The following is a 19,330-nucleotide window of genomic DNA, read 5'->3' on the forward strand; positions in this document are numbered from 1 at the left end:
TAACAAGAATGTTTATACTAAACTTTGCGACGACGATTGATTGCGCCGATACCAATCAAAGCCAAACCAAACAATGCGATAGTAGACGGTGCAGAAACTACATTTCCTCGAACGTTACCATTACCTGCTGCAGAATAAACCTCTAGGGTGCCATCTGATGCATCGTTAAATTGCGCTGATAGACCAAAGCCGATAACATCGCTCAATAATTCTAAGCCAGCTTCTGCCCAGCTAATATCTTCTGCTTCTGTGAAGCTAGTCATAGCAAGACCGCCTATAGCGTCTAGAGAGAAGTCAGTATCCCCAGCAGAAAGACCAAAAACTCCATCTCCGATGCTTTCAGCGCTGTAAACTGAATCAATAAAGCTCAACTTAAGCCATAGATCACCATCCCCTGCATTTGGAGCGTTTGCAAGAACGTTGTTCTCGTCAATTTCAAGATCAGGTGTATAGTCAATAAAAATATCCAACACGCCTGACGATGGTTGAATACCTAGAAACAAAATCTCCCCAGTTTGAGGATCTTCAAACAAGTTTCCATTGTTCACTTGGTTTTGAATGAAATCTTCAAAAGTCACACCAAAGTCAGCAACTCCGCTATCTTCGTACGCAGTGCGCAGGTTAGCTTCAGTTCGAGAGCCGGCTAAAGGATTGAAACCTAGACCAATGTTAGAAAATTCAAAAGTCAATTCGCAACCGTTACATTCGAACTTTCCTAAACCTGACCCTGTTAGTTCGCCGTAACCATTTAGGGTAAAGCTTCCCAAGTTACCAAGAGTGAGGCTAGAAAGAGATGTAGGTGTACCAGCACTCTCCCACCACTGAACAAACTCAAAACCATTATTGAAGTTACCTTGACCTTGCGTCGGGTCAGCACCTTGAAGTGGATCAAGCGTAACATTACCAGGAAGACTTACTACACTAGCACTCGCTAGCGAAGATGCTCCTAGTGCCACAGAAACAGCAACTGCCTTTAGAATTTTTTTCATAGTCTCAATCCTTTACGGGTTTTATAAGTACACCTTGATTAAGCGATAAGCATGCCAAAATTGTAAGGCATTGATTCAAAGGGAAATAGTAAAAATCAGTATTTACTAATGGTTTGAAGTGTAAAAGAAGTCGACAACTGTATTCAGTTGCCGAAATTATTATCATTTTAGTATTGTTTGTAATTACTAGAGCAAGTTTGGGCCCGCTCTTCTTGGCCCGTGTCAGAAAAATATTGGCATTGAAGCTTTTTTAGACTTCCACTTGGATTGTCTCCAATTAAACTTTCAAATAATCTATTGCCAGATTCAACTCCCTCTAACTTCACAGATAAGCGCGCAGCAGTATCGATTAAATAGGGAGGATTTCCCTTCGGAACTAACACCTTGTCAATAAGTTCTTGCGCAGCTACGAGGTCGTCCCCTTCCATATATAAATATGCAGCGTTATTGAGAGCCAACAAATTATCTTTGTCAAGATCATACAATTTACGATATAAGGCAGCAGACTCTAATGGCTTCGTACTTTTTAGCCCGTCTGCTAGAGCCGTTATTACTGGGATGTCATTTGGCTCACGAGAAAGGTATTTTCTTAATAGGTCAAATGCCTCTTCATGTTTTTTGACTGACGCTAATGCGTACGCATAGTAAAGTACATCTGTACCTCGACTATTAGTATCTACAACTCTGGACAAAATATTGACTGCCTCAAGCGGTTGCCCACGACCCAATTGAATTTTGCCATTTGCTAGTTTATACAAATCTATATTTCTAAGTTCATTAGGAACAGATGCAAGTGCCTTTTCAGCCTCAGAGAATTCATTATTTTTTATGAGTAGTTCAACCCTAGCAAATATGAGTCTTGGATCATCAGGATATATCTTGATCAATTGATGAACCACATTTTCAGCTTCCTCAAATTTCCCTTGAGCTTCTAGCATGAAAACTAGAAACATCTTTACGTTTCCATCGTCAGGATAGCTCTTCTCTTTTTTATTAAGAAACTCTACAGCTTGGTCTATTTTTCCTAATGCTGACAATGATAGTGTATAGAGTCGAATAAAGTTGACGTCGGGAACACTCTGATCCGAGAACTTTTTGAGCACTTCTACGACCGAAGAGAAATTCCTTTGAATAAACAACGAGTGGGCATAAAGCAAAGATGACCTAAAATCTCCTCTATCTTCAAAATGGCTCTTTATATAATAAAAGGCCTCAGATGCGTCTCCATTGGCAACTTGTACATCTAATAAGAGTTTTAAAAGTTTCTCGTTATGCGGAGACTCTGATAACAGCTTAGCTACAACAGGTTCAACACGGCTCCAGTTACTCTGTGCAATGTCTTTTTTTAGTGCATTTAGATTCGCTGAGATATTAGATGGCTCAAGTAATAGTAATCTCGAATAATAATCGTCTGACCGCTTCGTTTTTCCAGCTTTCATCGCTGCAAAACCCGCAAACTCAAGTGCTAGCGCCCTATCTTTTGCCTCGGCATTCTCAGCCCAGTCCTCAGCAATAGTTAGCGCATTCTCAAGATCATTCTTTCTGATTGCGGTTGCTATTAGGAGAGCTATTTCTTCACCTGCATTTTTGGTTGACTTATAAAGGCCTTCCAATGAGATTTCTTCACCTTCAATATAACCAATTACATTTTGGAAGAAAGGATCATTTTTAGCTTTTTCGGAGAGGTAATTTTGCGTAACATCAAATGCTAAAAGTGGTTGTCCATTTCTTTTCAATTGATAACCTAATTCAGCTGCAACTGCGTCATTAAGATACCGACTAGAAGGACTATACAACTTCAGAGCTTCTTCTGTATAACCCAACCTAAGGGCCACTTGAAGTTTGAGTTGGTTAATACGCTCTCTATCTTTTTCGTAACCATCCTCGATAAGAGAGAGAAACCGATGAGAAGTTTCATATTGCCCAATTTCAAAAGCAATTTTAGCAATCTCGAATGAGAGCCCAGGAGATTTTCTTCCAGACTGATAGGCACTTACTAATAAAGGCAACGCTGATTCTTTATCTCCGTTATTCAAAGCAATGTAAGCTTTGAGTTCACTAAGCAATCCACTCTTACTGTTTTTTTTGTAAAGGCTGTCTACTATTGGCTCGGCTTTATCATACTGCTTACTACGAATATACTCTACGGCGAGGAGTAGTGTCGCTTTTAAATCATCTGGCTTATTTTCTGTATATTTTTCTAACTCTCTAGTGGCAAGTAGTGAATCTCCGGAAAGCGTTAAAACTTGAACTTTAAGCCAAGAAACTTCTTCGCTTAAAACTTGTGCTGTCTCAGCTTCATTCACTTGGCTCAAAGCCTCAGCGTAATCCTTCGCTAGCAGGGAAAGAATAACGCCTGAAAGCAGTGAGTATTTCGATTCGCTAGTTGCGTTGGCTTTAAGTATCTTATTAGATTCACCTTCGTCACCTAGCTTTCTTAGCGCCAAAGCATAATAATATTTAAGTCCTTCACCATGTCCTGAATATTCAGAGAATAATTTCTGAAGCTCTATATATGACTCGTTTCGATACATTGCCATAGCTAACTGCTCGGCAACAGAATCATCTACTGTTTCAACCCTTTTATAAACAATCTCCAACTCTTTTTCTGCAGCAGCATAGTTTCCAGTAGCAAGATAAGCCTCCCCCAACATTTGCCGAGCGTTATAGTTTTGCGGATCGTTACTTACTGCATTTTTTAATAGCACTACAGCCGTTTTATAATTACCTTCTTCGATATTCTCTGACGCAGATTTGATATCATCAACCACGCTATCGCTACAACTACTCAACAACAACAAAAGGGCTGCACTTACATATACTTGTTTTGCTCTCATATCTGCCTCTATCGTTCTATTTTTTTCTTTTATAAATATTCACGTATTGTTCGCACATCGCTCTCAAAGAGTACTTGTCTTGTACTAATCTGTGAGCGTTTTTCACTTTTTCTATCGGGAAATTAGAGATACTTAGCAGCATTTCTTCAGCTAATTGAATAACACTACCGGGCTTCACAAAAGAAACGACACTTTCATCAATAAAATGTCTTATCCCTCCAACATCTGTGGTGATAACAGGCCGACCAACAGCCATTGTTTCAAGTATTGTCATAGGCATAGCCTCGTAGTGCGATGACAACACAAACAGATCACAAGATACTAGCTGGTAATGGATATCGTCGCGATAACCAAGAAAGTCAACGTTATTACTTATATTCAACGTCTTTGCCAAATGAATTAAGTTCTCTCTCTCGCTTCCATCTCCTATAATTTTGAGCCGGACTGGTTGAACAGTTTTTAACAATACCTCCTTGAAGGCAGCGATTAAAAGTGCCTGATTTTTTACAGGATCTAGTCGCCCCACTGTACAAACAACTTTCTCTTCCCCTTTTGCTTTACTTGGAAAAAAAATTTCGTCAGGTACATCAACGCCATTTTGAATTAAATGTAAACGTTGCGGCTTCACCTTCACTACTCTAGTTACCCAATCCATCAGGTCTTGAGAAACTACAACGTAGTCATTGATAAAGAATGATGACACTTTTCGAATAAAGTTATTCTTTTTATTCAATCCATCTTGGGCATCGCCGCCATGTCCATGATCACTGTGAACGCGCGTTTTTACACCAGCCAAAAATGCAGTGAGATGATACTCAATGGTACCGAAGTTATAGGTATTTATTGCATCAGGGGAGAGCTTCTTTAACAATTTATATAAGCGATGGTGGCAGCCGATATCTTTGCCTGGTTTTTTATCCAAACAAAAAATTTTTATATCGGGAATGATTCCCGCGGTCATTTCAAACTCTGGGGTGAGCGATATGATAATGTGCTCAACCTCTTCGTAAGAGCCATTGATGAGATTTACAATTACTTTCTCTAATCCTCCGCATCCCATGCTATAGACAAGATGCACAACCTTCTTTTTCATTGACTCACCGATTCTCATTTTCCATACTGAGGTTACTATGTTGCTTATTTACTATATTCGATTTAACAGAAGAAAAACATTGTTTTGAGTGAAACCATCCCATCGTCCGAGATTATCGTTAAGTCTCATAAAGTGAATTCCACAACACAACTACTCCTTTTAAAAAATAAGTGGACCACGCTGTTTAATCGTGCTGATAGTAAATTCTTTTTGAGTTGGCGTTGGATAGCCAGTTTTGCTCACAATGCATTGGATAGTGGCTATACACTCTATCTTACCGAGGCTGCGCATTGCGATGAAACAGTTGGTCTAGGCCTTTTTGTTAAGACACAAGAAACCCGAAATATTCTATTTCGCTATACACAATTATATCTTCACAAAACTGGTGATGACGCACTGGATAAGAGTTGGATAGAGTACAACGATTTTGTGCTTGATGCGCGTGCTCCCAAGGCTATTCGAGCAGCCATGTGGTCTTTTGTCATCTCTCATTTCTCTGACGTTGACGAGTTTGTTTTAGGTGTAAGCGAAAAAGGCGTGTGCGATGAAACAAGTGCAATTCTCAAGCGTTTTTTGGTTAGAGACTATCTTCACTCAAATGGATACAAGCTGCCAATAAGCGCTGACGGCGACACCAAGTACAAAAGTGCACAAGCACGCTCTCAAATTAGAAGGAGTAATAAATTAATTGAGCAGATGGGTCTCACTTTTACCGTTTCCAGAGATATTAAGGATTATTCGTCTGCAATTACTAAATTGCAGCCGATGCATGAAAACACGTGGCAAGAAGAAAGCGGGTTTTGCACCGGCACTTTTGTAAAACATATGGAATTACTAACGCAATACAACGACAGCACGGCACTGATTAGTGCCGAATTGTCAGATGCAAACAATGTCGTTGCAGTACTGATTGGGTTTGTGCACAAAGATACGTTTTATTACTACTTATCAGCCAACGAGACTAGTACCAATAACAAGATCAAATATGGCCTCAGTCTTCATCACTTTGTGATTCATTGGTGCTCCCAACAGGGCTTAAAGTATTACGATTTTTTGGCGGGGGATTACCGCTACAAACGTTCATTTACTGACAATACACTTCAGTTCAGCTACTTATTCTTTCAACGCCCCTCTTTGAAGACGAAACTTGAACATTGGTTAAGAGGAACAAAAAAAAGGCTATTCTCTAGGGAATAGCTTTAACAATGTGAGGCCCAATCAATTTGGTAATGCCTATTGGAAGCTTTTGCCATACTTTAATGGCTAAACCAAAGTTTTCGTTATCTGGCGACAAGTCTGGCAATGCTTTACCTTTCGGTACATAGTGATACCAATAACATTGATGAGGTTGTGCTCCCCACTGCTTTTTGAACTTATAGGTACCTGCATCAATAGATGAACGGCCAAAGTCAAACTGCTTAAACCCTTCTTCAATGGCATAACTTAAGATTTGCCAATACAAATACATGTTTACCGAAATGCGATTGGCATAACGAACAGTGCTTGCCCACGGGATCTCAAGTTTGTCTTTGTAATGCATTAGAAATCCGGTAGATACGGGCTTTCCTTCCCAGTAAACCACACAAATATGGACATTGGCTTCAAATGTATTTAGTATTTCAGCAAAAAGCTTCTTGCTGTAAACTGGCGTACCCAGATCTCTCATGTTTTGACAAAAAACATCATAAAAATCGTCGAGTAGCTCTTTGCCACCAATCTTATGGCTAACGCCTTCGCGAATAGGCCTTTTTATTTGTGAGCGGCGCTTAGACCCGATAGATTTACCTAATGCGTCTTGGCTTTCTGGCAAATCTAATATCATATTTACTTTATGTGTCGACAAATGAAAATCAGAGGGCATATTTTCTTCGCTACAGCGAAACTGCACGTGAGACACGTTAAGATTATCGGCAAGCTCAGTAGCTGCATTTACCAACATAGTACTTACGTCTGTGTTATCAGCTAGCACCCCGCCATAATTAAAATAAGGCATGGAAACGAGAAAATTACCAAATACCACGCTCTTCAAATTAACTAAAGGCAACACGCCAACCACCTTGCCTGACGTGTCTTTAGCTAAAAAATAACGTGGTTTCTGGCTTAATGTTCTTTCTATTAATTTGGCCCAAGCCATTTTATGATAAAGAGCGCCGCTGCTGTGCTGCTCTACGTAGGCATCCCACAGCTTGTAATCTTCGTTTTTAACTTCTTCTACGCTATACAATGCCTTACTTCCATTAGTCATTCTGTGCTTCACCAATAATTCTAATTCTGTCCATTACAAGCTGGCGCTCGTGAATAGGAGGTAAATATGGAAGTTTCTCAACTCCAGCATCTTCACGCGACAAATACCAAAGGTTATTTTCCTCATACTTGTCTGGATCATTAAAATCTCCGACAAAAATATTGCCCGCTACTACCACTTCATCAACCAACCTACTTTGAAGGAGTACGTTGGCACGACTTCTATCAAAGATCACTAAATTATTTTTAAGAACAACTCTGTTGACCGACAGTTTTCTCTCAACACGTTTTTCCAAACCATAAGATATCAGTTGACTATTTGAGACTCTTCCCCTTGCTGCAAAATCGAATTTTTGACGATAAGCTCACCATAGTTAGCCATATCAATAAGCCTACTGTCTTTTGAACTAAGCGACGCAAGCACGCTATTATCAACAATCACCTTTTTCGAACGAGATTTTATTCCAGAGCCTTGATTTTTTGTAGATAAAATCTGAGAGTATCTGATAGAAAGTTCATCGACATTTATGTACATAGCGTGAGAATAACCTCCACGGTTACCTAAATTCTCGAACTTTGAGTATTCAATTTTAACAAAACCTTTGATATACGAGGTCATTATTCCTGATTGAGAATCGTGTACATATAAATTTTTTACGGTTAAGTTTTCACCTTCAAACCTAATGCATGCGCCGTTTCCATGGGAGACAGAAATATTCTTACATTCAATTGATTCTACAAGTACATTTTTCCCAGTTAACACCAGCGCAGCCTTACCTTCTACAGCTGCATTGTCAAAAACAACACCGGTCTCGCCTAAAATAGAGATGTTACTTTTACTAATGTAAGCACCTTTTCTATAAATGCCTCTTTCTAAATAAATAACACTACCATCCTTAATCGAGGGTATGGATTCAGCTAGCGACTCAAAGCGATTACCATCCACATATATGGTTCCTGCTGCAACGTTGTTTATAAGCGCTGGCAGCGCGAGAAAAATAAACAAAAAATATCTCATAAACATCCTATTTGCGAAGCATCTCGTTAACTTATGAACTAAATAATACCTCTTGTATTGATGATTACTTTCCCTGCTAAACTTGTTTCTCCCTATTGGATTAAACCCTTTACGGTCGATTGATAGAACAATAGCGTTCGCTTTTCTTAGAGCGTGGAATATTGAAATGAATATATACCTTTCTTATTTAATTCCACCGGAAACGCATCTCTTTTAGGCTCATTCGCTAACAATGAAAGATTAGAAATTGAAGTCGGTTCAGCTGAGCTCCGAACTTTAAAGCCTTCACGCAATCTGTCAATACCTGCCTTAAACACCAAAGTTAAACATGCAATTCTTGCAACACATAACTAAATTCCCCGTCCATGACGATGTGCAACAAACACATCACCTTGCCACCTAAATATCGTATAAAGCATGAGTTCGTCGCGGACTTCTCTAGGTTAACCTATAAGCTTCACTGTTGTAACTACAGAACTTTCTAGCGTTTAAACGACCGAGTCGCCTTTTCTAGCATTGGAACAATCGCCTTAACTGCGTTTTCTCCGGAGATAAGGCGTGGGCCATTCGCATCATTTTAGCCTTTCAAAAAAGGCTTCAAAACCTCGTACACAAACGCTTCCGCTGATGTAACCTATGACGAAGCCAGAAAATTACCGGTAGAAACATTACCAGTTACTACAATGTCTAAATCGGGCTCTACAATACGAACCTTGCTTTAGTATATGGTGTCGACCGCTTTTGGGTTTATTTTCACACCCACCAACTCAATCCCACGAGAAGCGATAACTGCAGAGGTAGGCAAGCCAATGGACCCTAAACCAATTACTAATTCTTTTTTAGATTCCGTCACTTTGAGTCCTTTGACAGTGTGGCTACTATTCTGCCTGAAGCCTTGCCATCGCCATAAGGGTTATGTGCCATCGACATGGTTTTATAACTTTCTTCATTGTTTAATAATTCAAGCGTTTCGCTAACAATTTTTCTTGCATCTGTACCTACCAGCTTAACGGTTCCAGCCTCTACCGCTTCTGGCCTTTCCGTGGTATCGCGCATAACCAGCACTGGTTTACCCAGCGAGGGAGCCTCTTCTTGTACGCCGCCAGAGTCTGTAATAATGATATGACTTTTATCCATAAGATAAACAAAAGGCAGGTAATCTTGTGGTTCTATTAGAATGATATTATCGTGCTTCGAAAGGAGCCTATTTACTGGCTCTCTTACATTCGGGTTCAAATGCATAGGGTAAACAATTTGAACATCGCTACGCTGTTCCGCAATTTCAGCAAGCGCTTTGCAAATACGCTCAAAGCCCCCACCAAAACTTTCTCTTCTGTGCCCAGTAACCAAAATAAGCCTTTTAGTTTTATCGATAAAAGAAAACATTTTTTCAAATGTTTCAGAAAGTGCATTGACGTTGCTTAGTTTTTCCCGTACCCATAAAAGCGCATCGATAACGGTATTACCCGTGACGGCTATCTTGCTTTCAGGCACATTTTCAGCAAGTAGATTACTTTTCGACAAACTAGTTGGAGCGAAATGGTATTCAGTAAGAGCGCCGGTCAGCTTTCTGTTCGCTTCTTCGGGCCATGGTGAGTATAAGTTTCCGGTCCTTAACCCAGCTTCAACATGCCCTACGCTAATCTGCTGATAGAATGCGGCTAGTGATGCAGAAAATGTAGTTGTGGTATCGCCGTGAACCAATACAACGTCGGGTTTGAATTCTTCGAGTACCGGCTTTAACCCTTCTAATATACTCGTGGTTACCGAATACAAGTCTTGCCCTGGCTTCATGATATCTAAATCATAATCGGGTGTAATTTCAAAAAGAGACAGTACTTGGTCTAGCATTTCTCTGTGCTGGGCGGTAACACAAACCTTTGCGTTTATGTCTGAACTGGCTGCTAATGCATGTACTAGCGGTGCCATTTTTATCGCTTCTGGGCGTGTTCCAAATACTGTCAAAACTTTTTTCATATGGTATTACATTCCTTTTAAATCGATAAGCATATTGCCTTAGATAAAGGAAAGATTATAGTCATTTTTATAATATTGAATCTTTGACCTGATTTGATAGATTCACTTTTTTTGAAACTCCGTGTAGTCTTCATCAAATTAAAATCACTTAAAGGTATCAGGGTGTTAGAGTTTGGTCTAAAATTTATCTCTGGGTTAAATTGGGTACGCCATAGAGAGCATTCATTTGCGATTATTTATTTTCATCGCGTGCTGAGAGAGCCTAATCTTTTCTGCCCTGATGACTGGACCCTCGATAGTTTTGATAGACTTTTGACATTTTTGAACAAGCATTTCAACGTAATTCCGATATCAACAGCTTTGAAACTTCAGAGTCAAGGCTGTCTCCCTCCTAGGACACTTTGTCTATCATTTGATGATGGGTATCTAGATAATTATACCGAAGCACTTCCGGTACTTGAGCGCTTGAGAGTAAAGGCTAGCTTTTTCATCGCAACCGACGGTACAGAGAAAGGTTACCTTTGGGGAGATGAATTAGCACATACAATTAAAAAAACGTCGAAGCTGACATTAATGTTTAAAAAACGAAAATATGCACTAAGTAATGATAAGGAAAAAGCTTCGAGTTATTTGTCATTGACCAATAGTATCAAATTCATGACGAATCAAGAACGAGACGAAAGCTTAAAGTTTATTACATCACAATTGGGAAAAATATCAATTCCGAGACTTATGATGAATAAACAGCAATTATTAGCGCTTTCCGAAGGTGGTCATGACGTTGGCGCACATACTGCAACTCACAGTATTTTAGGGTGTCAAAGTAATCAGGTGGCAGAACAGGAAATTAATTCGTCGATTGACTACCTCAACAAATTGTTAAATAAAAAGATTGAGTTATTTGCTTATCCAAATGGTCACTTCCCTTCAGACTTTAATCAGGAGCACGAGGCAATGCTTATTCGAGCAGGCTTATCGGTTGGGTTATCTACCAATGATGGAGGAGTAAGGATCCAAACTCGAAAAACATGTATTCCGCGTTTCATGCCCCACAGAAAAGAAATTAATCAGTTTTGTTTATCAATACTAAAAATTGCAGGTGAATAGCAGATATGCAGCCAAACAAAAGAGTACTTTTTATTTCCTTTGACTATCCACCTAGTAAGTCGGTAGCGGGGCAACGAACATTACGAATGACACAATACCTTCCAGAGTTTGGCTGGCAGCCACTAGTCCTTACGGCTAAAAACAGTGCTTATGAAGGGTTGGATGAATCACAAGAAATTCCAAAGCATATGTATGAGCATATTTATCGAACGGGGGCATTGGATGTCGATCGTCATTTATCTATTAATGGAAAACATTTGGGCTGGATGAAAGCTATCGACAGATGGTCGACTTGGATACCTGGCGCGATAATCAAAGGTATTAATATTATAAAAAAATACGAACCCGAAGTAATTGTTGCTACCTACCCAACGATGAGCGCTCACATCGTTGGAAATATACTAGCAAAGATAACGAGAACTCCACTGGTCTTAGATTATCAAGACCCATACGCTTATATCCATAAGAACAATGTCGACGCTTTAAAGAAAAAAATTAGTTACAAAGTAGAAAAAAGTGCAATAAAGCGCGCGCATTCTTTGATTTTTGTAACTGAACAAGCGATGTCTGCCTATCGTCGATTTCACTGTCTACCCGAAAACCTTTTATGTACCGTAATTGAAAATGGATATGACGAATCAAACTTTACAAAGTTAGACTTGATGCCAAACACTTCACTTTTTAATAAAAGTAAATATTCACTTTATTACAGTGGTGTCCTGTATCCTGATGGAAGAGATCCAACACCGCTATTTAACGCATTAAGTTTGCTTAAAAAAAATGGAATCATAGCGCCCTCCAATTTTGAGTTAGTATTTCAGGGGTCAGGCAATGGTAGTCGGTTCAGGAACCTCATCGCAGAACTGCAAATAAACGAAATGGTTAAGTTCGAAAAGTCGGTTTCTTTTCTCGAGTCACTCAAAAATATGATGGCTGCTGATGCACTTTGCCTCATCCAAGATGCGGTTTTTAAACTGCAAATTCCAGGTAAGCTCTATGAGTACATTAGAGCAAAGAAACCAATATTAGTCTGCGCACCGACTAACACTGCAACAGCGTATGAAGCGCAAGTTATACCTTATGCACAAATTGGTTACTCTAAAGACGAAATAGCTGAATGTATTATTGAAATGATAGGGAAAAGTAATATCGCTGACTTGGACATAACCCACTTTTCTAGAAAATCAAAAGCAAGAAAATTAGCAACTCATTTGACCGAGGTCCTACATGGCTAAGTACTCAAAAGCATCTACTCTTCTTTACAGGAAGGTTTTACCTGAATTACTTCAGCAAAAAATTGATGTAATACGTGGAGAATCGCAAGTCTTTAAAGAGTGCTTTGAGCCAACGAAATCTATTTTCATTCATGTCCCTAAAGCGGCAGGTACAAGTATAGCCAGGTCTATTTATGGCCAGAGCGTAGGTCACAGAAAGGCAACAGATTACATAAGAGTTAGCCGTAAAACCTTTAAACAATACTTTTCTTACGGATTTGTAAGGAACCCTTGGGATAGAACTGTTTCCGCCTATCATTTTGCTAAGCAAGGAGGAACACAGCATGTCCAACCGATTGAGAACAAGGTCTACCAATCAAAAAAGTTTCGTTCTTTTGAATCTTTTGTAAAAGAATGGTTGGTAGAAGTAAACCTTGAAAAAGAAGATGTAGTTTTCGCTCCTCAGTACTGGTGGCTATATGAAAATAGTCGCTGTGCCGTTAACCGAATAGGTAAACTCGAAAACTTAGATAGTGAAATTGGTTACTTAGAAACTAAAATTGGTATCAACGTTAACATACCTAAACTAAATGTTTCGGACAAAAGTAAAAACTTCTTCCAATACTACACCCCCGACCTCGTTGATATTGTTGGGGAAATATACGCTAAAGACATAAAGCTATTTAACTATGAGTATACTGGTTAATTTGTACGTAAACATTTGGTGATCCCTATATTCAATTTATGAATTGAATATAGGGATTATCGGACGGACACTACCATGGTTATTTGCTAAGCGCTAGGTGGGATTACCGGACGCTCACATATGTACTGTTTTAGCTCGCTCCTATTATTATCAACCAAGTTTAAAGCAGCTCTTCTTTTAAAATTCTTTTCCCAAACACTATTGCGCCATGTTTGCTGATATGACGACTATCTGAGTATGTAAGTTTACCATCTACAATTAGGTCATCGGGTAGTTTCAACTTAAACAAGTGAGTTTTTCTGATAAATCTAACATCTTCTGCAGCAGCTACTTTCTCAATTCTACTATCTATCAAGGTTGAGAGATTAACTAAACGTTCTGAATACATTTCAGATAATTGGCTATGCAATGGAATTTTGTAATCGAGACGTTTCGGCCCAAAATTCAACGTGGGCAATGGGCCCACAATAGTTACATTTAACCCATACTTTTTTTGCACGGTTGCCATATATTTTACTACTTGATGTATTGCACCATCTGATATTTCTGGAGAAGAGGCGTTTTGCAACCCGTTTTTCAGTAGTCTGTCGCCAGTCTGTGTATAAATTAGCGTCTCTATAGTGTCGGCCCTGTCGTCGACAAATGCTAAAAAGTCATCATACTGACATCTATGGGGCCGTTTTCCAGAAAGAGGCGCATGAATACGACAAAATCCACGTGACACGCTTACTACGAATTTCGTATCAAAAGAAGACGATATGACATTGTACATATCCATACCATGACTGCCCCCCAGAATAAAGACTGCCCTACCATACTTTTCGCTACACTTGTCATATTCAGAAATAAACGAATCATCAAAAGAAGGTGACCAAAGGTGGCAGTCTCGACTTACGGGTCTATTCATTTCATGATTGATTGCCTCCTCGATTACGTTAAATCGCTTAATAGATTCTGGATCCAATAATTTTTGAAAAGCTTTGTTATTTATGAAAAACAAAGCGATACCAAAACAAATCAATGAACAAAAAACACCGTGTTTAACCAATTTTTTATTATTTACAACGACTGAATTACGATATGGTGCTTCCACATACTTCCAAGATAGCCAGCTTAGCAATAAAGTGATTGATAGAGCTACTAGAATATAAAAGACAGAAAGGTGCTGGCCGTATAGCGTTTTGAAAATCACTAAGATTGGTTGATGCCATAAATAGATGCTATAACTTAACAATCCAATCCAAATTAAAAGCTTATGGCTAAGAATAGTTTTAGCAAGTGATTTTTCAGCACTAAATAGTAAGATGGTAGCAACGAACAGAACGGGAATGGCCGTTAAGATACTAGGGTGACGAGTTTCAGAGTCAAAGATAAAAAAGCAAGTTGTTAAACCGAATAAAGCGATTATTGATATAGTTTTACTAAATTGAGAATAAAACGAACTCTCTTTTACACGGTAATAATAAAGTGCGCACATCGAACCTATAAATAGTTCCCATATACGACTTGGTAATAAATAAAAGTTTGCCTCAGCAGAGTTTTGCGCTCCCCACTCAGCAATCATGAGCGAGGCGAAAATAATAAGCCCCCCCCCACCCCCTAGGAATCTGCGATACTGAGAGTAAAAGTAGAGAATAATTAAAGGTAAAAAGATATAGAATTGCTCTTCAACCGCCAAACTCCAAGTATGGAGTAGAGGCGTCATCTCAGATGCCGTTCCGAAATATCCGGCCTCTGTCCAAAAATAGATATTAGAAACAAATGCCAGTACCGATAAAATACTTAAGCCATAATCGCTCAAATCACTCGGGTGGCTGTTGAACAATGGGTAGATTATACTGGTAGTAAAAATCATCAAGAATAATGCTGGCAGTATCCTTCTAGCCCTTTTTTCATAAAACTTTAGTATAGATAATTGGCCTTTTCTTGCGTTTTGCACAAGAATAGACGTTATCAGATAACCGCTAATTACGAAAAAAACGTCTACGCCTAGAAAACCGCCACTAAATAACGAAACCCCAGCATGAAATAAAACCACTGGTATTATCGCAAAAGACCTCAACCCATCTATCTCAGGCCTGTAGTCTAAAGTGTGTAGTTTCTTAGAATGGCTCAAGGTGCCTCCCGCAAGATTGCTTTAAATGCACTGCAAACTACACCAGTCCCATGTGTATTTTCTAAAGCTTTTAGCTAGCTCTTCACGGTTTAAATCCTGCTGTAATAACATAATTAACGCATTGACAATTGCAAGGTTATCGTCGGGACTAACAACTTTACCCAGATTTGGTTCACTCGCCATTATTTCTGGTACACTTCCGACCTTTGTAGCTAATGCAGGACACCCACAAGCTAGAGCCTCTGTGAGTACATTCGGGCTCCCCTCCCCCCTGCTTGACAAGCAAAATAAATCTGCAGCATTGTACCAATCGATAAGTTTTTCATTTGGTACCGCACCAACGAAGTGCACGTGTTCACTCAATTGTAAATCAAAAACCAGCTTTCTAAGCTCTTTACGGTAATCCCCCTCAGCCCCTTCTGCACCAAGAATATAGAAGTGGGTGTTATGTAATGCTTCAGTGTTAACGATATGGCTAAGTGCATTAATAACTACATCAAACCCTTTTCTATAAATAAGTGCGCCAACACCTATTATTACTTTATTCTCGCTTGGAATTTCAAGGTTATTGCGACAGGCCGTTTTGTCTTTATAAAAAAATGCATCAGTATCCACTCCGTTTCTTACCACCTTTGTTTTGTGTCGTGAACTTGCAATTCTGTCAGCAGTGTCGGCCATCTCTTCGCTGAGTGAGATAATGCTGTCTACCTTTTTTAGGTACTTCGCAACAGTTCTTTCTCTGATATCACCGTCTTGCTGATGAAAAGCTTCCATCCCTCTCAAAGTTACGCGATAAGGAGTATGATAACGATTGCTCAGATAATCCCCAGCGGGGAGGTCTGGAAAAGTCCAGTGTAAATCAATTAAATCGAAATCGAATCTAATTTTTTTAATAACCTTTTTCACTGCATTTCGATAGGATAAGATTTCTAACGCTTTAAAGTGCCCAGGAATTGATAGGTATCTAGGGTGATATATGCTCAAGTTTCCGCGTTGTGTACTGGAAGGAATATGGCTCAGGTGTTTAAACTTATCGATAAAAAGATGAATGGGTGACCAAGGTATAGGGTTTATGACCGTAATATCAGCATATTTCGCCATCGCGTTTAAGCGGTTGTACACAAAAATGCCGTGATTAGGTTTTTCTGGGTTAGGGAAAAGGTAACTAATCGCCAATATTTTTTTACGAACTGTGTGATCGTTTTTACTGTCCACATGCATCTCGATTGTGATAATTTTTCCTAAGCCACTCTTCGAGTACAACCAATTGCCATAGTATTTTATGATGGTCGTACTTATCTGCATTATGCTCTTCTATCAGCTGATGAATGCGTTCAACCTTAAAGAACTGATGAAGCTTTGTTTTATTCGACAATAATAAGTCTTTCGCGTAGTCCCGAAGCTCGTTTTGAAACATTAGTTTAAGTGGTGTGGGGAACCCCATTTTCTTACGATAAATAATGTCGTTGGGCAAAATGCCTTCCATCATCTTTTTAAGTGGATACTTTCCTTCGCCTTTTTTAATTTTATGCTTCGACGGTATAGTTGCCGCAAACTCTACTAATCTGTAATCAAGAAACGGCACTCGAAGCTCAACCGATGTTGCCATACTCATGCGATCGGCTTTGATTAATAAGTCGTCAACTAGCCACGTTTTTGTATCGAAGTAAAGCATTTTGCTTAGCTGGTCGTTATCCTTAGTATTGTCAAACAGTTGCTTAGAAAATTCACCGTAATTTATTGCTGCTTTGACGGAATGTAATCGTTTGCTGAAGTCGTCTCTATACAACGCTTGTTTTTGTGCGTCTGGGTAGGTAGACATACCTTTGTAGCGCTTTTCAATAGGTTGTGTGGCCATATTCAGGTATTTAGAGACCTTATGACTTTTGCCCAGCACTTTATTTGAAATACCTGCAAAAAATTCTGTTCCGCACTGCCCTACTACGTTACGGTACTTTTCTAATACGTTCATGTACTGGTACAGGTCGTAACCAGCAAATATTTCGTCAGACCCTTCGCCCGAAAGTGCTACTGTGACTTTTTCTTTCGCCAGTTTGGAAACAAAAAACAGGGAAATAGCAGCAGCCTCGGTAACAGGCTCATCCATTAAATGAATATACTCAGGAATAAAGTCGGCAAACTGCTGCGGAGTAATTTTTAGCTCATGGTGGTCGGTACCAAACCTCTCTGCAACCATTCTTGCATACTGCGTTTCGTCGTAGTTCTTACCAAAGTCATAAGCTATCGAGAATGTTTTTAGGGGTTCTTTTACTCTATCAGCAAGTAGTCCAACAACTGCGCTAGAGTCTATACCACCACTTAAGAAAATACCGAGAGGGACGTCACTGCGAAGCCTAAGGTCTATCGCACTTTCAAGTAACGCTTTGCTTTCATTTACATAGAAGTCAAATCCCTTATCTTCAACGTTATTAAACTCGAGATCCCACCACCGTGTTGTTGTTAGTTGGCCATTCTTCACAATGGCGTAATGGCCTGGCATTAGGCGCTTAATGCCTTTATGAAGCGTATTTTCGCCAGGAATATAGCCAAAACTCATGTAGTCGTCGATTAACTCAACATTTAACTCTGGGAGGACACTTAGACCTTTTAATATAGCTTTAGTTTCAGAGGCAAAAATAAGCTCGTTAGCACCTTGATAGTAATAAACGGGCTTTATCCCCAAGCGATCTCGGGCCAGAAACAATTCTTGTGTTTCGTTATCAAATATTGCAATAGCGAACATGCCGTTAAAACGGCTTAAACAGCTTTTTCCCCACTCTACGTAAGCTTGTAAAATAACCTCGGTATCGGTACCGGTTACAAACGTATAGCCTCTTTGCTCGAGCTCGGCTCTAATTTCAATATAGTTATACACTTCGCCATTATACGAAATAACAAAACGGCCGCTTTCATCTACCCGAGGTTGATGGCCTGCCGGAGTGGGATCTAATATACTCAATCGTAGATGAGCTAACCCACAATAACCATTGTCTGACACCCACAATCCGTTGCTGTCTGGGCCACGATACGACATGGTGTTTCGCATGATTGCAATACGTTCTGCATCCACTGCATTGGTAAAATTTAACGTACCTAATATTCCGCACATATTATTTCTTCAAGTTTTCTGAAATGTACTGTTTCGCTAGCTTATTATATAAAAGCCCTTGAAAACGCCAGGTTCCTAAAAAATGTATGAGCTTAAGTTCGCGCGTATAACGGGCCACGCTACCGTAGTAAGAAAGCGGGAGAACTTTAGCACCTGGCATGTTCGATATCATCATGTTAGCCGCGGTTTGCTCCGAACCCCACTCACGCCATTTTTCTCCAATTCGTGAAAACATACAGTTACTTATTCGAATTAACGTATCTTTACTAAACGATCCTTTTGCATAACCCACAAAACCTGCGCAACCTCTCACATAATGGGAGAATCCAATTTTATGTAGCGCATCTAAATTTAGTTCAGATTGATGCTGTACATGCCCGTTAGTAGGTTGATTTCTGTCAATTGCTGCCTGTTTAGCCTCACCTAATGTACTCAAATTTTCACACTCTGTGCCCAAAATAAATGAGTAATTGTTCTGGTAAGCATGTTTTACTTCACTAAGATTATGACGTGATAAAAGGTCAGCATCTAACTGAATCACATAGTATCTGCTCACAAAACTTTCTATGGCGAGCATGCGGCGCCAAGATGTGTACGTTGGAACACGCTTATCAACGAAGTCGGTGCCGTTTAGTATAACGACATCATCAATAAAGGATTTTAAGTGAGCGACGTGCCATCTCTCTAGCGACCCATCATTAACAACAACAATTTTCTCAGGATTAAATAGAGAAGCAAAACTGTGGATAGAAATTAGATATTGATAGAAATCCCTTTTACATAACATCGAGAGTACACATAGGTCTTCATGACGACCTTCTACCCGATTTATAGCTTTAAGCCCCAGTGCATTCTTGACGTCCCAATCAAAATATTTATGCATTAAATTGGACTTCAGGTTAGAAAACTTTGACATCATC

Annotated in this window: 16 protein-coding genes; 4 read left to right on the forward strand and 12 right to left on the reverse strand. The window is 39.5% G+C overall.

The window, feature by feature from the left end; genetic code table 11:
* Positions 1-17 precede the first annotated feature (17 nt).
* The 3 genes from MASE_RS13075 to MASE_RS13085 all read right to left on the reverse strand — a co-directional run bounded on the left by MASE_RS13075 (position 18) and on the right by MASE_RS13085 (position 4,919).
* Complete coding sequence (locus MASE_RS13075) at positions 18-989, reverse strand: PEP-CTERM sorting domain-containing protein (protein WP_014950218.1); 972 nt, start codon at positions 987-989, stop codon at positions 18-20.
* Positions 990-1,156: 167 nt separating this feature from the next.
* Entirely contained in the window at positions 1,157-3,826 is a 2,670-nt protein-coding gene (locus MASE_RS13080; RefSeq protein WP_014950219.1) for a tetratricopeptide repeat protein, read from the reverse strand.
* 16 nt (positions 3,827-3,842) lie between these two features.
* Complete coding sequence (locus tag MASE_RS13085) at positions 3,843-4,919, reverse strand: glycosyltransferase (RefSeq protein ID WP_148275223.1); 1,077 nt, start codon at positions 4,917-4,919, stop codon at positions 3,843-3,845.
* 84 nt (positions 4,920-5,003) lie between these two features.
* On the opposite strand from MASE_RS13085, the gene MASE_RS13090 reads away from it, so the two are divergent.
* The gene (locus MASE_RS13090; protein ID WP_014950221.1) at positions 5,004-6,116 is read left to right on the forward strand and encodes a GNAT family N-acetyltransferase; all 1,113 of its coding nucleotides are present in this window, start codon (positions 5,004-5,006) and stop codon (positions 6,114-6,116) included.
* On the opposite strand, the gene MASE_RS13095 is transcribed toward MASE_RS13090, so the two are convergent.
* The 5 genes from MASE_RS13095 to wecB form a co-directional block, all read right to left on the reverse strand.
* A complete protein-coding gene (locus MASE_RS13095; RefSeq protein ID WP_014950222.1) occupies positions 6,106-7,164 on the reverse strand; it encodes a FemAB family XrtA/PEP-CTERM system-associated protein in 1,059 nt (352 codons plus the stop codon). The genes MASE_RS13090 and MASE_RS13095 overlap by 11 nt on opposite strands.
* Positions 7,157-7,399 (reverse strand): hypothetical protein, encoded by a 243-nt coding sequence (locus tag MASE_RS13100; RefSeq protein WP_014950223.1) that lies wholly within the window; start codon positions 7,397-7,399, stop codon positions 7,157-7,159. Before MASE_RS13100 ends, MASE_RS13095 begins: the two co-directional genes overlap by 8 nt.
* Before the next feature lie 71 nt (positions 7,400-7,470).
* Positions 7,471-8,181: a right-handed parallel beta-helix repeat-containing protein gene (locus tag MASE_RS19830; RefSeq protein ID WP_014950224.1), complete on the reverse strand. Its 711-nt coding sequence runs from the start codon at positions 8,179-8,181 to the stop codon at positions 7,471-7,473.
* 718 nt (positions 8,182-8,899) lie between these two features.
* Positions 8,900-9,034 (reverse strand): UDP-N-acetyl-D-mannosamine 6-dehydrogenase, encoded by a 135-nt coding sequence (locus MASE_RS20430; protein ID WP_014950225.1) that lies wholly within the window; start codon positions 9,032-9,034, stop codon positions 8,900-8,902.
* Positions 9,031-10,158, reverse strand: a complete 1,128-nt coding sequence (gene wecB, locus MASE_RS13110) for a non-hydrolyzing UDP-N-acetylglucosamine 2-epimerase (protein WP_014950226.1) — start codon at positions 10,156-10,158, stop codon at positions 9,031-9,033. Before wecB ends, MASE_RS20430 begins: the two co-directional genes overlap by 4 nt.
* A 162-nt stretch (positions 10,159-10,320) precedes the next feature.
* Here wecB and MASE_RS13115 point away from each other — a divergent pair, with 162 nt between their 5' ends.
* Genes MASE_RS13115 through MASE_RS13125 form a run of 3 tightly spaced genes read left to right on the forward strand, consistent with a single transcriptional unit; the run spans position 10,321 to position 13,185 of the window.
* Entirely contained in the window at positions 10,321-11,265 is a 945-nt protein-coding gene (locus MASE_RS13115; RefSeq protein ID WP_014950227.1) for a polysaccharide deacetylase family protein, read from the forward strand.
* 5 nt (positions 11,266-11,270) lie between these two features.
* Complete coding sequence (locus MASE_RS13120) at positions 11,271-12,500, forward strand: glycosyltransferase (RefSeq protein WP_014950228.1); 1,230 nt, start codon at positions 11,271-11,273, stop codon at positions 12,498-12,500.
* On the forward strand, positions 12,493-13,185 hold the full coding sequence (locus MASE_RS13125; protein ID WP_014950229.1) for a sulfotransferase family 2 domain-containing protein: 693 nt from the start codon (positions 12,493-12,495) through the stop codon (positions 13,183-13,185). Before MASE_RS13120 ends, MASE_RS13125 begins: the two co-directional genes overlap by 8 nt.
* A gap of 160 nt (positions 13,186-13,345) precedes the next feature.
* On the opposite strand, the gene MASE_RS19835 is transcribed toward MASE_RS13125, so the two are convergent.
* The 4 genes from MASE_RS19835 to MASE_RS13145 are packed head-to-tail and all read right to left on the reverse strand — an operon-like array spanning position 13,346 to position 19,326.
* Positions 13,346-15,301 carry an acyltransferase family protein gene (locus MASE_RS19835; RefSeq protein ID WP_014950230.1) on the reverse strand — a complete coding sequence of 652 codons (1,956 nt, stop codon included), beginning with the start codon at positions 15,299-15,301 and terminating at the stop codon, positions 13,346-13,348.
* A 21-nt stretch (positions 15,302-15,322) separates the two neighbouring features.
* Complete coding sequence (locus tag MASE_RS13135) at positions 15,323-16,522, reverse strand: glycosyltransferase (protein ID WP_014950231.1); 1,200 nt, start codon at positions 16,520-16,522, stop codon at positions 15,323-15,325.
* Positions 16,506-18,410, reverse strand: a complete 1,905-nt coding sequence (asnB, locus tag MASE_RS13140) for an asparagine synthase (glutamine-hydrolyzing) (protein ID WP_014950232.1) — start codon at positions 18,408-18,410, stop codon at positions 16,506-16,508. The genes MASE_RS13135 and asnB overlap by 17 nt, the downstream gene beginning before the upstream one ends.
* A gap of 1 nt (position 18,411) precedes the next feature.
* On the reverse strand, positions 18,412-19,326 hold the full coding sequence (locus MASE_RS13145) for a hypothetical protein (RefSeq protein WP_014950233.1): 915 nt from the start codon (positions 19,324-19,326) through the stop codon (positions 18,412-18,414).
* Positions 19,327-19,330: the final 4 nt, after the last annotated feature.

The organism is Alteromonas macleodii ATCC 27126 (assembly GCF_000172635.2).
Lineage (GTDB): Bacteria > Pseudomonadota > Gammaproteobacteria > Enterobacterales > Alteromonadaceae > Alteromonas > Alteromonas macleodii.

What these genes read in the sequence shown, in the direction of transcription:
- MASE_RS13135 (WP_014950231.1), bottom strand. Translation starts at nt 16,522, where the DNA reads ATGCATGTGGACAGTAAAAACGATCACACAGTTCGTAAAAAAATATTG.
- wecB (WP_014950226.1), bottom strand. Translation starts at nt 10,158, where the DNA reads ATGAAAAAAGTTTTGACAGTATTTGGAACACGCCCAGAAGCGATAAAA.
- MASE_RS13125 (WP_014950229.1), top strand. Translation starts at nt 12,493, where the DNA reads ATGGCTAAGTACTCAAAAGCATCTACTCTTCTTTACAGGAAGGTTTTA.
- asnB (WP_014950232.1), bottom strand. Translation starts at nt 18,410, where the DNA reads ATGTGCGGAATATTAGGTACGTTAAATTTTACCAATGCAGTGGATGCA.
- MASE_RS13080 (WP_014950219.1), bottom strand. Translation starts at nt 3,826, where the DNA reads ATGAGAGCAAAACAAGTATATGTAAGTGCAGCCCTTTTGTTGTTGTTG.
- MASE_RS13085 (WP_148275223.1), bottom strand. Translation starts at nt 4,919, where the DNA reads ATGAAAAAGAAGGTTGTGCATCTTGTCTATAGCATGGGATGCGGAGGA.
- MASE_RS13120 (WP_014950228.1), top strand. Translation starts at nt 11,271, where the DNA reads ATGCAGCCAAACAAAAGAGTACTTTTTATTTCCTTTGACTATCCACCT.
- MASE_RS13095 (WP_014950222.1), bottom strand. Translation starts at nt 7,164, where the DNA reads ATGACTAATGGAAGTAAGGCATTGTATAGCGTAGAAGAAGTTAAAAAC.
- MASE_RS13145 (WP_014950233.1), bottom strand. Translation starts at nt 19,326, where the DNA reads ATGTCAAAGTTTTCTAACCTGAAGTCCAATTTAATGCATAAATATTTT.
- MASE_RS19830 (WP_014950224.1), bottom strand. Translation starts at nt 8,181, where the DNA reads ATGAGATATTTTTTGTTTATTTTTCTCGCGCTGCCAGCGCTTATAAAC.
- MASE_RS13075 (WP_014950218.1), bottom strand. Translation starts at nt 989, where the DNA reads ATGAAAAAAATTCTAAAGGCAGTTGCTGTTTCTGTGGCACTAGGAGCA.